The sequence below is a fragment of the Streptococcus sp. HF-100 genome (genome assembly GCF_015594635.1).
In the GTDB taxonomy this organism is placed as follows: domain Bacteria; phylum Bacillota; class Bacilli; order Lactobacillales; family Streptococcaceae; genus Streptococcus; species Streptococcus vaginalis.
Map to the genome: position 1 here is coordinate 24,814 of NZ_JADNQV010000011.1, position 16,344 is coordinate 41,157.

15 protein-coding genes are annotated in these 16,344 nt (G+C 39.3%); all 15 read left to right on the plus strand.

Annotated features, from left to right (window positions below):
* Nucleotides 1-78: 78 nt before the first annotated feature.
* The 15 genes from nrdR to IYQ23_RS09205 all read left to right on the plus strand — a co-directional run bounded on the left by nrdR (nucleotide 79) and on the right by IYQ23_RS09205 (nucleotide 16,312).
* Complete coding sequence (gene nrdR / locus IYQ23_RS09135) at nucleotides 79-552, plus strand: transcriptional regulator NrdR (protein ID WP_022526962.1); 474 nt, start codon at nucleotides 79-81, stop codon at nucleotides 550-552.
* A complete protein-coding gene (locus IYQ23_RS09140) occupies nucleotides 553-1,701 on the plus strand; it encodes a DNA helicase (RefSeq protein WP_195674704.1) in 1,149 nt (382 codons plus the stop codon).
* Entirely contained in the window at nucleotides 1,702-2,601 is a 900-nt protein-coding gene (gene dnaI / locus IYQ23_RS09145; RefSeq protein WP_021001977.1) for a primosomal protein DnaI, read from the plus strand. It abuts the gene before it with no gap.
* Entirely contained in the window at nucleotides 2,598-3,311 is a 714-nt protein-coding gene (locus IYQ23_RS09150; RefSeq protein WP_195674705.1) for an NADPH-dependent oxidoreductase, read from the plus strand. Before dnaI ends, IYQ23_RS09150 begins: the two co-directional genes overlap by 4 nt.
* A gap of 339 nt (nucleotides 3,312-3,650) precedes the next feature.
* Nucleotides 3,651-4,961 (plus strand): ribosome biogenesis GTPase Der, encoded by a 1,311-nt coding sequence (gene der / locus IYQ23_RS09155; RefSeq protein ID WP_101800964.1) that lies wholly within the window; start codon nucleotides 3,651-3,653, stop codon nucleotides 4,959-4,961.
* Between the two features lie 92 nt (nucleotides 4,962-5,053).
* Complete coding sequence (locus tag IYQ23_RS09160; RefSeq protein ID WP_195674706.1) at nucleotides 5,054-5,392, plus strand: hypothetical protein; 339 nt, start codon at nucleotides 5,054-5,056, stop codon at nucleotides 5,390-5,392.
* Between the two features lie 80 nt (nucleotides 5,393-5,472).
* Nucleotides 5,473-8,583: a DEAD/DEAH box helicase gene (locus IYQ23_RS09165; protein ID WP_195674707.1), complete on the plus strand. Its 3,111-nt coding sequence runs from the start codon at nucleotides 5,473-5,475 to the stop codon at nucleotides 8,581-8,583.
* A gap of 41 nt (nucleotides 8,584-8,624) precedes the next feature.
* Nucleotides 8,625-9,269: a cystathionine gamma-synthase gene (locus IYQ23_RS09170; RefSeq protein ID WP_195674708.1), complete on the plus strand. Its 645-nt coding sequence runs from the start codon at nucleotides 8,625-8,627 to the stop codon at nucleotides 9,267-9,269.
* 81 nt (nucleotides 9,270-9,350) lie between these two features.
* Nucleotides 9,351-10,682, plus strand: coding sequence for a UDP-N-acetylmuramate--L-alanine ligase (gene murC / locus IYQ23_RS09175; RefSeq protein ID WP_049507859.1), 1,332 nt, complete (start codon nucleotides 9,351-9,353; stop codon nucleotides 10,680-10,682).
* The gene (locus tag IYQ23_RS09180) at nucleotides 10,672-11,196 is read left to right on the plus strand and encodes a GNAT family N-acetyltransferase (protein ID WP_126467492.1); all 525 of its coding nucleotides are present in this window, start codon (nucleotides 10,672-10,674) and stop codon (nucleotides 11,194-11,196) included. The genes murC and IYQ23_RS09180 overlap by 11 nt, the downstream gene beginning before the upstream one ends.
* Nucleotides 11,193-11,687, plus strand: a complete 495-nt coding sequence (locus IYQ23_RS09185) for a GNAT family N-acetyltransferase (RefSeq protein ID WP_021001970.1) — start codon at nucleotides 11,193-11,195, stop codon at nucleotides 11,685-11,687. The genes IYQ23_RS09180 and IYQ23_RS09185 overlap by 4 nt, the downstream gene beginning before the upstream one ends.
* A 114-nt stretch (nucleotides 11,688-11,801) precedes the next feature.
* The gene (gene mltG, locus IYQ23_RS09190) at nucleotides 11,802-13,409 is read left to right on the plus strand and encodes an endolytic transglycosylase MltG (protein ID WP_195674709.1); all 1,608 of its coding nucleotides are present in this window, start codon (nucleotides 11,802-11,804) and stop codon (nucleotides 13,407-13,409) included.
* 336 nt (nucleotides 13,410-13,745) lie between these two features.
* Nucleotides 13,746-14,228 carry a transcription elongation factor GreA gene (greA, locus tag IYQ23_RS09195; protein WP_003023612.1) on the plus strand — a complete coding sequence of 161 codons (483 nt, stop codon included), beginning with the start codon at nucleotides 13,746-13,748 and terminating at the stop codon, nucleotides 14,226-14,228.
* A gap of 97 nt (nucleotides 14,229-14,325) precedes the next feature.
* On the plus strand, nucleotides 14,326-14,790 hold the full coding sequence (locus IYQ23_RS09200; RefSeq protein ID WP_195673362.1) for an 8-oxo-dGTP diphosphatase: 465 nt from the start codon (nucleotides 14,326-14,328) through the stop codon (nucleotides 14,788-14,790).
* 173 nt (nucleotides 14,791-14,963) lie between these two features.
* A protein-coding gene (locus IYQ23_RS09205; protein ID WP_195674710.1) for an IS3 family transposase occupies nucleotides 14,964-16,312 on the plus strand; the annotation gives its coding sequence in 2 pieces (ribosomal slippage) (nucleotides 14,964-15,426 and nucleotides 15,426-16,312; 1,350 coding nt in all).
* Nucleotides 16,313-16,344 lie beyond the last annotated feature (32 nt).

The following is a 16,344-nucleotide window of genomic DNA, read 5'->3' on the forward strand; positions in this document are numbered from 1 at the left end:
TTCGTGAGGAAGTTCCTATCTTTTGTTATTTCTTAAAACATGGTATAATGAAGTATTAAGAATTCAGGAGGGAAGCAGATGCGTTGTCCTAAGTGTGGTGGTAGTAAATCAAGTGTTATTGACAGTCGGCAAGCAGAAGATGGCAACACAATCCGTCGTCGGCGTGAGTGTGATGAATGTCAGTATCGCTTTACGACTTATGAACGTGTAGAAGAACGGACGCTCGTTGTCGTTAAAAAGGATGGCACGCGGGAACAATTTTCAAGAGATAAGATCTTTAATGGAATCATTCGTTCGGCGCAAAAACGTCCTGTTTCTAGTGATGAGATTGAAGCAATTGTTAGCCGAATTGAGCAAAAAGTGCGCAGTAGTAATGAAAATGAGATCGCAAGCGAGTATATCGGTGGTTTGGTTATGGAAGAGTTGGCGGATTTAGATGAAATTACTTATGTTCGTTTTGCTAGTGTTTATCGTAGCTTTAAAGATGTGAGCGAGCTGGAAAACCTCTTGAAACAGATTACAAAAACAGCTAAAAAGAAAAAGGAACAATAGATGAAACCGAATGATCAATTTTCTTTTGTGAAGAATAATCTGATTAGTCAGGATAGTACCAATTTGATTCGTCTGTATTTGCCAATTCTAGGGTTTGATGCGACTTCTATCTATCAATATTTTCTTGCTTTTTGGGACGATGGAAAATCATCTTATACTTTTGGGCACATTTTGAATCATCTCAATCTGGGGATGAATGACTTGCAAAAAAGTTTAGAAATGTTGTCTGCTATGCAGTTAGTAGAGCTTTATCATGCAGAGAATCATTTTCAGGTCTATTTGCAGCCCACATTATCGTCTGGTGAGTTTTTAAGCAATCCTGTTTACAAGCGCCTGTTAGAAAAGAAGATTGGTGAAGCTGCGGTAGAGGCTTTGTTGCCTAGTCAACCAAAGGGTGAGAAGCAAGGTGTGAAGCTGTCAGAGATTTTTCAAGTGGAAGATGCAAAGGCAGAGATGCAATCAAAACAGAATCATTTTGAATTGGATTACTTCAAACAATTGATGGCGCGAGAAAACCTACGTTTTGAAAATGAAAAAGAAGATTTGCTGGTACTCTTTGCTATTTCAGAGCAACAAAATTGGACTTGGTATGAGACCTATTTGTTGGCTAAGGAAACGGCTGTCGGTCATGTGATTTCGACCAAGCGAATGAAACAAAAATTAAATCAAAAACCTGCTGTAAGCGGATTTTCTAATGCTGAACAAACGATTATCCGAGAGGCTAAGAGTAAGTCAGCCATGCAGTTTTTGGCAGAAATCAAAAAAACCAAGCATGCGACAATCACACGAGGAGAACGTCAGTGTTTGCAAGAACTGGCTAATTTGGGACTGTTAGATGAAGTGATCAATGTGATTTTGCTGTTGACTTTTAACAAAGTGGATTCGGCTAATCTCAATGAAAAATACGCTTTGAAAGTAGCAAATGACTTTTCATATCAGGAAGTGTCATCGGCAGAAGAAGCAGTTTTGCGGATTCGTGAACGAAATCAACAACCAAGCAAAAAAGCAAATCAAACGGCTACTTCAAAGAGCAATGTTCCCGACTGGAGCAATCCTGACTATAAGAATGAAACAAGTGCTGAAAAGCAGGCTGAGCTAGAGGAGCAAAAGAGAAAACTTTTAGCGAAATTAGACCAAGGAGGTGACTAGATGGAGAGTGTTGGACAAACGATGGCGCATAGGAAACAAGCTCGTCAATTTGACTATGAAGAGTTGGTGAAACAAATCGTTGCCGATCCAGATGTGGCGGCTTTTATCCAGTCTGAGCGATTGACACCTGCTGAAATCAAACGAAGCATTTCTAAGTTTAATCAGTATATTTCTGAGCGAAACCGTTTCTTGCTAGGTGATAAAGCGTATATTGCCAAAGGCTATAAGCCGATATTGGTGAAGAATGAGGGGTATGCAGACGTTTCTTATGAAGAAACTCCAGAACTAGTCGAAGCGCAGAAACAAGCAACTATCAATGCACGGTTAAATTTAATTAGTCTTCCGGCTAGTCTCAAGGAAGCTAGTTTGGCAAAAGTGGATTTGGACGATGTTGGTCGTTATAAGGCTTTTGAGTTGCTGACGAATTTTGTGGCAGATTATCCAAACTACAAAAAAGCGATTTACCTTTATGGTGATTTTGGCGTGGGAAAAAGTTACATGATGGCAGCCTTAGCACATGATTTGTCGGAAAAACGCAGTGTTTCCACGACCTTGCTTCATTATCCTAGTTTTGTTTTGGATGTAAAGAATGCTATTTCTTCTGGTCTGGTTAAGGAAAAGATTGATGAAGTAAAAGTAGCGCAAGTCTTGATTTTGGATGATATCGGTGCGGAGCAATCAAGTCCGTGGATGCGAGATGAGATTTTGCAGGTTATTTTACAGCACCGGATGCAGGAAAATTTGCCAACTTTCTTTACATCGAATTTTAATTTTGCGGATTTGGAACGGCATTTTGCGACATCCAAAAACGGAGATGAAACTTGGCAGGCTCGTCGGGTCATGGAAAGAATAAAATTCTTAGCAGAGGAAGTTCGTCTGGAAGGAGAAAATCGCCGATGAATGAAACGATTGATTTGATGAAAAAGCATACTTCTGTTCGTCGTTTTACAGATGAGCAGATTTCAGATGAGGATTTGAAGGCGATTATTGATGCTGGTCGAGCAGCCTCTAGCTGGAAGAATTTCCAATCTTATTCGATTATTGTTGTTCGCAATCAAGAAAAGAAAGCAGCCTTGTTTGATTTGGTGCCTCAGGAGGCTATTCGTCAGTCATCTGTTTTTCTTCTTTTTATCGGAGACCTCAATCGAGCTGAGAAAGGTGTGCGACTTCATACGGATACCTTTTACTCACAAGGAGTGGAGAATCTTCTGATTAGTTCTGTTGACGCTAGTCTGGTCGCGCAGAATACTCTTTTGGCGGCTGAAAGTCTGGGATATGGCGGGGTCATCATTGGCTTGATTCGCTATGCTTCTAGGGAAATAGCAGAGCTGTTTAACTTACCAGATTATACGCATCCTATTTTTGGAATGGCTTTGGGAAAGCCGGATCAGCACCATGCTGTTAAACCACGTTTGCCGTATGAAACAGTCGTTTTTGAAGAAAACTATCAAGAACAGGACACATCTGTTATTCAGAACTATGATCAGATTCAAGCAGACTATGCTGGAGATCGAGCAACTGATACATGGAGCGAGCGACTAGCGAAGCAATTTGCTCAAAAGCCCAATCTTGCTAGTCAAAATCTATTACAAGACAAGAAATTATTGTAAAATAAAGAGAGTGAGACAAAATCGGTCATTTCGAAACAATTCGATTTTGTTGGCTTGCCCGCACAGCTCGAAAGGTTTGGGAAACCTTCCGAGGTTGGAAATAAAGTCAAGTAAAACTTGACGTCAAAAGGGATATAAAAGCTGATTTATCAGCGCATTAGACCCCACTTAGCAGTGTTTGATTGGCACTAATTGCCTAGTCAATTGTACATGGGAAATTCTAAATTGCCTAAAGTCAATAGAGTTTCTCCAAACCGCTGCGCCCTGTAATTATAACTACATAAACAAGTGAAGCTGAGCGCTTTTGCCCCAGCTTCTTAGAACAGAAAGAGGAACACTATGGCTCTACCAACTATTGCCATTGTCGGCCGTCCTAATGTCGGCAAATCAACACTTTTTAACCGGATTGCCGGGGAGCGGATTTCGATTGTTGAGGATGTTGAAGGAGTGACCAGAGACCGTATTTATGCAACGGCTGAGTGGCTGAATCGCAAGTTTAGCATGATTGATACAGGCGGGATTGATGATGTAGATGCGCCTTTTATGGAGCAAATCAAGCACCAAGCAGAGATTGCTATGGAGGAAGCGGATGTCATCGTTTTTGTGGTGTCTGGAAAAGAAGGTATTACAGATGCGGATGAATATGTGGCTCGTATGCTCTACAAGACCCACAAGCCGATTATTCTAGCGGTTAATAAAGTAGATAACCCAGAGATGCGTAGTGAAATTTTTGATTTTTATGCGCTTGGTTTGGGTGACCCTTATCCCGTTTCTTCTGTTCATGGGATTGGAACGGGGGATATTTTAGATGCCATTGTTGAAAATCTCCCTAATGAAGAAGCCGTTGAAAATCCAGACATGATTAAATTCAGCCTCATCGGTCGTCCCAATGTCGGCAAGTCTAGCTTAATCAATGCGATTTTAGGAGAAGACCGTGTGATTGCTAGTCCTGTGGCTGGAACTACTCGTGATGCGATTGACACGGTCTTTACGGACAATGAGGGACAAGAATTTACCATGATTGATACAGCAGGTATGCGCAAGTCAGGCAAGGTCTATGAAAATACAGAGAAGTATTCTGTTATGCGAGCTATGCGAGCGATTGACCGATCTGATGTGGTGCTTATGGTGCTCAATGCTGAAGAGGGCATTCGCGAGTATGATAAGCGGATTGCTGGTTTTGCTCATGAAGCAGGTAAAGGAATTGTTATCGTTGTTAACAAGTGGGATACGCTGGAAAAAGATAACAAGACCATGCAAAATTGGGAAGCCGATATTCGCGACCAATTTCAGTATCTCTCTTATGCACCGATTGTCTTTGTATCAGCTCTGACTAAGCAACGTTTGCATCAATTGCCAGGCATGATTAAGAGAATTAGTCAAAGTCAAAATACTCGCATTCCGTCAGCTGTTCTCAACGACGTCATCATGGATGCCATTGCGATTAATCCGACACCGACCGACAAAGGTAAACGGCTGAAAATCTTCTATGCGACACAAGTTGCGACCAAACCGCCAACCTTTGTTATTTTCGTCAATGAAGAAGAGCTCATGCACTTTTCTTATATGCGCTTCCTAGAAAACCAAATCCGCAAAGCTTTCGTATTTGAAGGAACACCAATTCATCTCATTGCCAGAAAGCGGAAGTAGGGCGGAACTAACTAAACAAGGCTGAACATAAAAATAGTAGAAGTGGTACAGTACAAGATAACTAGTCTAACGTACTTATGTGAGAAAGAAATATGAATTGGATAAATATTGCTAAAGTGATGCTCATTGGAATTGCAAGTGCAGCTTATGTGAATATTCATTATGATGATAGAAAGTACAAACCGTTTGGTTTTCGCTATTGGTTATCACTTTTTAGTTTGATAGTTGTAGGAATTGCACATCTTTTCTTGGCTGCTATAACATTGGGCGTCATTTGGTTGATGATAACAAAATTCTCTATACTTTTACTGGGAATTTGGCTCCTTTTAGTATTCTTAGTAATAGGAAATACAATATTGCTAGTCGGTTTTATGAAAGTGTTGATTGCACGCACTAAATGCTATAAAAAGCTCAACGAGGACATTTTCTAAAAGAAAGCGAGGAGAACCTTGCTTTTTTTCTTTATGCTGAAAATATGGTATAATGAATAGATAAAATAAAGGTGGTACTTATGGCAAAATTGATTCCTGGGAAGATTCGGACGGAAGGAATTGCTCTTTACGAAGCAGGGAAAATTGAAATTCTCAAAGTGAAAGATCAGATGATTTACAGCCGAGTGGAAAATCACAATCTGCGATATAGCTTGGATGATGAAGCCATTTTTTGCGCCTGTGATTTTTTTCAAAAAAAGAAATACTGTGCTCATCTAGCAGGCTTAGAATATTTTCTAAAAAATGATCCTGAAGGGAAAGTCGTTTTGGCAAATCTAGAAGAGGAGCAGACAACTTCAGAAGAAACTCAAACGAAGGTCTCATTTGGCAGTCTCTTCTTGGATAAAATCCTCCAGACAGAAGATGTAGCCGTTCGCTATGAACTGGCTGCTGTTGGGCAAGAAGATGATTATACAGGACAATTTTTGTGGACCTTGCGCATCAGTCGTTTGCCAGATGAACGCTCCTATGTTATTCGAGATATTCGTGCTTTTTTAAAGATTGTTGAAAAAAGCGATTATTATCAAATCGGTAAGCACTATTATGAAAAAATGCAATTGGCTGCTTTTGATGAAGCTAGTCAAGAGGTGATCCAGTTTTTACGAGGACTTGTTTCTTATCAGCAAGATCAAGATACTTCTTTTATCTTTCCAAATGCAGCTAGACATCTTTATTTTCCGTCTAGTCTGTTTGAAGAAGGCGTAAATCGACTCATGAATTTACCACATTTTCGCTTAGAATACAGTCTTTATGACTATGACAAAATCTTTTTCCAAGATTTGCATGCTGAAGTAGGCATCTATGATTTTACAGTAGAGGAAAATTTGGATTATTTTGAACTCACCATTACAGAGCAAAATTATAAAATCTTGTATGGTGGTGACTTTATTTTTTATGGGGATCATTTCTATCAACTGACGGAGCAACAAAAGCGGATGATTCAGGTGATTCGAGAATTGCCTGTGGATACCGATCGCAAAAAACGCCTTCAATTTGATACAAGCGATCAAGCAAAACTAGCTTCAGGACTATTAGAATTTGGCAAAGTCGGCTCTATTCACGCACCGGAAAGTCTGGTGATTCATACGTTCACTCCGCTGTTTGATTTCGAGTTATTGGATACTCAGGAAATTCATCTCAAAATCCAGTTTGATTATGGAAATCGTGTTGTGGATACTCGTTTTAAGTTGGAAGAACTGCCATTTGCCAGCGATTTTCAGTTAGAACAAAGGGTTTTTCAACAAGCTCTGTCTGCTGGTTTTGAAGCAGATTTCACAAGCACTCGTCCACCATTGCAACCACAAGAAATCTACTCCTTTTTCACGGCGACTCTGCCTCATTTTAGACGCTTGGGAAGGGTATCTGTGGCAGAAAACCTGACAGCCTTGTACCAAGTGGAAAGACCGGCAGTTTCTGTTCAGACAAATGGTGGCTTGTTGGACATCGGGTTTGATTTTACAAGTATTGACCAAGTGGAAGTGGATGATGCTTTAGAAGCTCTTTTTTCGGCTAATGATTATTTCATTAGTCGCTCTGGCAAGGTGCTCGTTTTTGACGAAGAAACAAAAAGAGTCAGCAAAACCTTACAGGATTTACGAGCTAAAAAAGGAAAAGACGGCATTTTCCAAACGCAGAAGATTGCTGCTTATCAGCTATCTGAATTGTTTAAAGACCAAGAAAAAGTTAGCTTTTCAGAGGAGTTCCGCCATTTAGCCTTTGACTTGACGCATCCAGAGGAGTTTGCGCTACCTACATTAAAAGTGGAAGCAACTTTGCGTGATTACCAAGAAACGGGTGTCAAATGGATGTCTATGCTTCATCGTTACGGATTTGGTGGTATTTTAGCAGATGATATGGGGTTGGGAAAAACCCTTCAAACCATTGCCTTTTTAAGTAGTCAGCTAAAAAAAGAGACCAATGTTTTGATTTTGGCTCCATCTAGTTTGATTTACAATTGGCTGGATGAGTTTGCGAAATTTGCACCAGAAATGGATGTAGCGGTCATTTATGGATTAAAACCAGTCAGAGATAACTTGATTGCAGAAGGTCATCAGGTGATGATTACAAGCTATGCTTCTTTCCGTCAAGATGTTGAAGAATATAGTCAATTGAACTTCGATTATCTCTTTTTAGATGAAGCGCAGGTCATGAAAAATGCACAGACCAAGATTGCTCATCATTTACGAAATTTTGAGGTCAAAAATACCTTTGCTCTTTCTGGAACACCGATTGAAAATAATCTTGGAGAATTATGGTCTATTTTTCAAATTGTTTTACCAGGATTATTACCTAGCAAAAAGAACTTTTTGAAACTGCCTGCAGAAACTGTTGCTCGTTTTATCAAACCATTTGTCATGCGGCGGAAGAAAGAAGATGTCTTGCAAGAATTGCCAGAACTCATCGAAGTTTCTTATCGCAATGAGCTTGCAGATAGTCAAAAGGCTATCTACCTAGCGCAACTAAAACAAATGCAGGAGCGTGTGCTTACTTCTACAGAGGAAGAACTTAATCGCAGCAAAATGGAAATCTTATCTGGCTTGATGCGATTACGTCAAATCTGCGATACTCCTGCGCTCTTTATGGAGGACTATCATGGAGATAGTGGCAAACTAGAAAGCCTGCTAGAACTATTAGAGCAGATTCAGACAGGAAGCCACCGTGTGTTAATCTTTTCTCAATTCCGAGGAATGCTAGACATTATCGAAAAAGAATTGAAAAAGATGAAAATGGAGACATTTAAAATTACAGGTTCTACACCAGCAAAAGAGCGGCAAGAAATGACAAATGCTTTTAATAATGGGGAAGGAGACGCTTTTTTAATCTCTTTAAAAGCTGGTGGTGTTGGCTTGAATCTAACTGGTGCTGATACTGTTATCTTAGTAGACCTTTGGTGGAACCCAGCAGTAGAGTCTCAGGCAATTGGTCGAGCTCACCGTATGGGTCAAGAAAGAAATGTAGAAGTATATCGATTGATTACGCGAGGAACGATTGAAGAAAAAATTCAAGAGTTGCAGGAAAGCAAGCGTCATCTCGTATCAACTATCCTAGATGGAACAGAATCCCGTAGCAGCCTAACCGTTGCTGAAATACGAGAAATTCTAGGAATTTCTACAGAAACACTTGAAAAATAGCACCAATAGGTTATAATGAAGTGTTGAAAGGAAATGTGCTCATGAAAGAAAAAACTTTTCCGTTGATTTCTGATGATGAAGTCATGCTATCAGAAATGCCGCGTATGAATCTTTACGATGAAAGCGATTTTATCAGTAATATAAATGGTGACTATGTCGATAAAAATTATTTAGAATGGGAACCAATTGTAAAAAAAATTGCAGACAGTCAAGTAAAAGAAGGACAGGCAAAGTCTTACCAAGCGACTTCAGCTGTTCAATCTGTCAAAGCCAAAAAGTCTGCTTCAAAAAGTTATGCAGAATTGGCTAGAGAAGAAGCCAGAGCGGATTTAAAAAAGAAACGTTCGGCAGCTTATTTGACATCGGATTTTACAGCTAAAAAGCGCTCCTATCTTGCTGTTACGAATGGTAACACAGCTATTTCACATCAACCAACAGCATTTTTCCAAAAGGAAAATGGTAGTGAATTGGCAAAATACAGTCGGAATTTGAAACAGGACCAATATATTTTGGCAGATATCAAGACGGAGCCTTCTGTACATCAACCAAATGAATTGCCCCAAAAAGCTAAAAATAATTATGACTTTTTAAAGACAAGTCAAATTTACAACAAAAAAGAATTGCAAAGCCAAAGAGAGCGTCGGATAGCGCAAGAGCTAAATTTAACACGGCTGGAAGAAAAATAATCGAACGTTGACAAGAGCCAAATATTTTTGTGTGAACTTGGTTTCACCCAATTTAACGCTCTTAGCATTTAAGGAGAAATTATGACAAAAACCTATCATTTTATCGGGATTAAAGGCTCTGGAATGAGTGCTTTAGCATTGATGCTGCATCAAATGGGACATCACGTTCAGGGAAGCGATGTGGAGAAATATTATTTTACACAACGTGGCTTAGAGCAAGCAGGAATTAAAATCCTGCCTTTTGACGAAAAAAACCTTCAAGCAGATGTAGAAGTCATTGCAGGAAATGCTTTTCGTCCGGATAATAATATTGAAATTGCCTATGCTGATGCAAATGGAATTGCTTATAAGCGCTACCATGAATTTCTGGGAACTTTCATGCGTGATTTTGTCAGCATGGGAGTGGCAGGGGCACATGGAAAGACATCAACGACGGGTATGTTGGCACACGTTTTGTCAAACATTACGGATACCAGTTACCTGATTGGTGACGGGACGGGGCGCGGCTCTGCAAATGCGAAATACTTTGCATTTGAAGCAGATGAATACGAACGTCATTTTATGCCTTATCATCCTGAATATTCAATTATCACGAATATTGACTTCGACCACCCAGATTATTTCACCAGCTTAGAAGATGTTTTCAATGCTTTTAATGATTATGCTAAGCAAGTTAGCAAAGGGTTATTTGTTTACGGTGAAGACAAAGAATTGCGCCGGGTCACAGCTAACGCTCCTATTTATTACTATGGCTTTAAGGAAGGTAATGACTTTATCGCTCATGACTTACTCCGTTCTACGACAGGCTCTAGCTTTAAAGTTTCTTTCCGTGGGCAAGAATTAGGAGAATTTAAGATTCCTAGCTTTGGTCGTCACAATATCATGAATGCAACAGCAGTCATTGGGCTCTTATACACAGCTGGATTTGACTTAAATTTAGTTCGGGAGCATTTAGTCACTTTTGGTGGTGTGAAACGTCGTTTTACTGAAAAAGTGGTTAATGGGACAACAATAATTGATGATTTTGCGCATCATCCAACTGAAATTATTGCGACTTTGGATGCAGCTCGCCAGAAATATCCAAGTAAAGAAATTGTTGCGATTTTCCAACCACATACTTTTACCAGAACCATTGCACTTTTGGACGAATTTGCCGAAGCCTTGAACCAAGCCGATGCTGTTTATTTGGCGCAAATCTATGGTTCTGCGCGTGAGGTGGATCACGGAGATGTCAAAGTAGAAGATTTAGCTGAAAAAATTATCAAAAAGGCAGAAATTATTACTGTTGACAATGTTTCGCCATTGTTAGAACACCCAAATGCTGTTTATGTTTTCATGGGAGCTGGGGATATTCAGACTTATGAATATTCTTTTGAACGTTTGCTATCCAATTTGACAAGCAATGTCCAGTAATCTAATACCACAAGTCACCCTTCGAGAAGCTTCTTTGGAAGATTGGAAGGCAATCGTTGCGATTGAGGAGGCGAATTTTTCCACAGAAGCAGCTGGTGCAGAAACAATCCAAAAATGGATTGAACAGGGTCAAACGAACTTTTTAATAGCGGAATTAAATGAGAAAATAGCTGGCTACCTTGTAGGGTCAGCCGTTTTTTCACGTCATTTGACAAAGGAAATGATAGACAATTCGTCAAAGTGGCAGCAAGATTCTGATTTTATGACGATTCAGCGCTTATCCATTCATCCAGATTTTAAAGAGCAGGGACTGGGAACTTTGCTTTTAGCTGCTTGCAAAGAAATAGCTGTTGCACAAAATCAGAAAGGTCTTCAGCTGGTTTGTTCAGATGATTTGATTTCTTACTACGAAATGAATGCTTTCATAAATGAAGGAATTTCTGAAAGGGGAGATAGCCATGCTATTTTACATGAATTCGTTTGGGATAATCCATATTTTAAGGAGGGAAAATGAAGATTAGACAGGCAAATTTAGCAGATTTGGATGCTATTACGACTATTGAATGGGAAAACTTTGGACCAGAAGAAGCTCTGAGTCGAGAGATTTTGGAAGCCCATATCCAAAAATTAACAACCAGTTTCTTAGTAGCTGAACGAGACGGTCAGATTTTAGGCTACCTTGAAGGGCCTGTTCGTCCAGAACGCCATTTAGTAGATCAATCCTTTACTTCTGAGGTAGAAGATTATAGTCATTTGACAGACCATTATATTTCGTTGACCAGTTTATCTATTGATAAAAATGCTCAAAATATGGGATTAGGTCGCAGTTTGTTGAATGCAATGAAGGATATTGCTATTCGCGACCAGCGTTTGGGAATCAACTTAACTTGTCATGATTATTTGGTCGCTTACTATGAAAAACATGGTTTTATCAACGAGGGCGTATCCCAATCTACCTATGCAGGTGAAGTTTGGTATGATATGCTTTGGAAAACTCCCAAATAGTGGAGAAAAGAATTGATTATTCTGTAGAATGCTTGAAAGAAAGGCATTCTCTTATTGCTTTTATTTACCTTTTAAGATATAATAGTAGGGATATTGAACAAGGAGGTCAACTATTTGGCTGAAGATTCACAAGAAAAAGAAGGGCTGAGTTTTAAAGAGCAGATTCTGCGCGACTTGGCTAAAGCAAAGGGAACTGAACAACCAAAACCTGTAGAAGAATCTAATGATTTGCAGGAAAAGTTAGGTTTGGGTCAATCTGTGCTTCCTTCTGCACAGGAAGAAGAGAAAGCAACTGCTTCTGAAAAGGATATACCAAAAGTTCAAAAAGAAGAAAGTGGCGAACCAGAGCCAGCTCCTTTAGAAAGTCCCCTTCCAACCATTGAGCAAATAGAAGCCGAAGCAGTAGCTAGGGAAGAAGAAAAAGAGTTTAATACTCATACGACGAAAGTCCCTGTTTCTTACCCAACCAATCAGGCTGTTGAAGAAACCAAGGTTCCAAAAGAATTAGTTCAACCTGCAGTTTACGGAACGGAGCAAGACACAAAGAAACTTTCTCGTTCAAATAGGACTGCTCAAACGATTAACACGAAGAAGCGTCAAAACAAAATCGCCGGAAAAATCGTCAAAACGGTCTTAATTTTGCTGCTTTTAGGGATTGGTTTAACTGGTTTCTTTGCTTATCGCTATGTTACATCAGCTTTACAACCAGTTGATGCGAAAAATACAAAGTATGTGACGGTTAAGATTCCGACTGGATCGAGCACCAAAGCAATTGGAACGGTCTTGGAAAAAGCTGGTTTGATCAAAAATGCTCAGATTTTTAGCTATTATGCTAAGTTTAAAAACTATGCAGATTTCCAATCGGGTTATTACAATCTGCAAAAGAGCATGAGTTTGGATACGATTGCTAAAAAGCTACAGCAAGGTGGAACGGACACTCCGCAGGATCCCTCAATGGAAAAATTGACCATTCCAGAAGGATATACGATTGACCAAATTGCAAAAGCGATTGCGAAGTTGAAGAAAAATAAATTGTCTTCGGATACGTTTTTAAAGAAAGTGCAAGATGATAATTTTATCACTCAGGAAGCTACAAAATATCCAAACTTATTAGGCAATTTAGCTAAAAAAGAGAGCGGTGTTAAGTATCGCTTAGAAGGCTATCTTTTCCCTGCTACTTACAATGTGACCGACAGCATAACTGCTGAAACGCTCATTGACCAAATGTTAGCAGCAATGGATAAAACCATGTCGCAATATTATGATGTTTTAGCCTCAAAGAACTTGACTGTGCACGATGTTTTGACAATTGCGTCCTTGGTTGAAAAAGAAGGTTCAACAGATCAAGACCGAAAAAACATCGCAAGTGTCTTTTACAATCGTTTAAATCAAAACATGCCTTTGCAAAGCAATATTGCAATTTTGTATGCTCAAGGAAAGCTTGGTCAAAAGACAACCTTAGCAGAAGACGCTGCGATTGATACTAATATTGATTCGCCTTACAATGTTTATAAAAATACCGGTTTAATGCCTGGTCCTGTAGACAATCCTAGTCTTTCTGCTATTGAAGCGACTGTTAATCCAGCCAAAACGGATTATCTTTACTTCGTAGCCAATACAGAAACAGGAAATGTTTATTTCGCAAATACCTATGAAGAACATGAAAAAAATGTTCAAGAACATGTTAATAGTAAATTGACACAATCAAGTAGTTCAAATTAAAAAAGCGGGACAAAATTGTAACTTTTAAAACTTGATTTTGTTCTACTTCTGAGCAATGATGTATAAGTCTAAAAAGATTGCTACAAGTGTATTTTAGACTAGATGAAGAATGCACCTTGCAAAGCAAGCGAATATTAAAAAGAAGCTGGGACGAAAGTTTCCAGCTTCAAAGTATAAAGTATATAGTTATAATAAACCAACGACGCAGCTACTGATTGCTCAACAGTCTCCCAGACTGTTGAGCAATCCTGCGGGGGTGAGACTAGGAACTAAAATTTTCAAGATAAGTTCTGTCCCACTCCCTCTTTATTTTAAAAATAGAAAGAAGAAAAAATAATGGCAGAAAAAACTTATCCCATGACCCTTGAAGAAAAGGAAAAACTTGAAAAAGAATTAGAAGAACTTAAATTAGTTCGCCGTCCAGAAGTGGTAGAACGTATTAAAATTGCTCGTTCTTATGGTGACTTATCAGAAAATAGTGAATATGAAGCGGCCAAAGATGAACAGGCTTTTGTTGAAGGACAAATCTCAAGTCTGGAAACCAAGATTCGCTATGCTGAAATTGTAGATAGTGATGCAGTAGCACAAGATGAAGTTGCTATCGGTAAGACCGTTACGATTCAAGAAGTTGGTGAAACGGATGAAGAAGTCTATATGATTGTGGGTGCAGCAGGAGCAGATGCTTTTGCTGGAAAGGTTTCTAATGAAAGTCCTATTGGACAAGCTCTAATTGGCAAGAAAACAGGCGATACTGCTACAGTTGAAACACCTGTGGGCAGTTATGATGTAAAAATCCTAAAAGTCGAAAAAACAGCTTAAAAAATAAAGGATTGGGATAGGTTGATGGCTGCGATAGCAACTATGAAACCTGTCCCAAATTCTTATCTATTCGATACAAAGTTTAGAGGAGAAAAATATGGCTCGTAAATCTCAAGTAATTTTAACTAATATGTGTCTGATTGAAGACGATCAGAATCGCATTGTCATGCAGATTCGTGACCCCAAGATGTATTCTTGGTCAGGAGCAGCTTTACCTGGTGGACATATAGAAGAAAAGGAGAGCCTCCACCAAGCAGTTGTGCGTGAAATTTATGAAGAAACGGGACTAACAATCCATCATCCTAAACTGGTTGGTATGAAACATTGGTACACAGCAGAAGGCATTCGTTATCTGGTCTTTCTTTATCGTACAAATGAATTTTCAGGACATCTCCGCTCATCAGAAGAAGGTGAAGTTAGGTGGGTGGCACGTGAAGAGTTGGACACTCTCGAATTGGCTTATGATTTAAAAAATTTGCTACGTATTTTTGATGACAAATCGTTGTCAGAATTGTTTTATAGTGAACGCTTAGAAAATGATTTTGTTCGCGAATTTTGGTAATTTTATGTTTAAATGAGGGCATTCTATTTATTCAGGTGGAGGATTGGATAGGTAGAGTGCTATTTCATAATAGTAAGATGCTTTTCTGATTGAATGGCAAGCAAAAAGCTGGAATGATGAACTGCACCCCAAAAGTTAGACAAGAAAACTCTAACTTTTGGGATGTTATTTTTATGAAATTAAGTTATGAAGACAAGGTTCAAATCTATTACTTGCGAAAAAGCGGCGCAACTCTCAAGTCATTATCAAAACAGTTTAACCTCAATCAGTCAGGGATCGAATATCTGATTCGACTAATTGATAGGCATGGAGTAGACATTGTCAAGAGAGGTAAGAAGACTTATTATTCTCCTGAACTAAAGCAAAAAATCCTTCATCAAGTTCTTCTTGAAGGGCGTTCTCAATTGTCAGTCTCTCTCGATTTTGCCCTTCCTAACAGGGGGACTCTCCCAAATTGGCTGGCACAATATAAGAAAAACGGCTATACTATTGTTGAGAAACAAAGAGGGAGACCACCAAAGATGGGACGTAAGAAAAAGAAAACTTGGGAAGAAATGACGGAACTAGAGCGACTTCAAGAAGAGAACGAGCGTCTTAGAACGGAGAATGCCTATCTAAAAAAGTTGAGGGAGTTACGCTTAAGGGACGAAGCCTTAGAGCGCGAAAAGCAGAGACAATTAGAGAGATGGTCAAGGAAGGATTCTTAAGTTTCCTACTAGCTACCGCTAAACTCTCTCGTGCAACTTACTATTACCAGCTAAAACAGCTAGATAAACCAGACAAGGATCAAGAGTTAAAAGCTGAAATTCAATTGATTTATGATGAGCACAAGGGAAACTATGGTTATCGTCGAATTCATCTTGAACTGAAAAATCGTGGTTTTCATATCAATCACAAGAAAGTTCAGCGATTGATGCAAGTGATGGGGCTACAAGCTCGAATTCGCCGTCAACGGAAATATTCTTCCTACCAAGGAGAGATTGGTAAGAAAGCAGAGAATCTCATTCAGCGTCAGTTTGAAGGCTCTAGGCCTTACGAAAAGTGCTATACAGATGTAACCGAATTTGCCTTACCAAACGTCAATGGAAAGCTCTACCTGTCTCCTATTTTAGATGGGTATAATAGTGAAATCATTGCCTTTACCTTGTCACGTTCACCTGACTTGAACCAGGTCAGAACAATGTTAGCCAAGGATTTTCCTGCTGAAACCTACAAGGGAACCATTCTCCACAGTGACCAAGGCTGGCAGTATCAGCACCAGTCTTATCATCAATTCTTAGAAGCGAAAGGAATTGTCCCATCTATGTCTCGCAAGGGCAATAGTCCAGACAATGGGATGATGGAGTCCTTCTTTGGCATCCTCAAATCGGAGATGTTCTACGGTTATGAGAAGAGTTATCAATCGCTTGATGAGCTGGAGAAAGCTATTGCAACTTATATTGTTTATTACAACAATAAACGGATTAAAACAAAACTAAAAGGACTTAGTCCTGTGCAGTACAGAACTAAATCCTTTCACTAATATTTTTTGTCTAACTTTTTGGGGGCAGTACA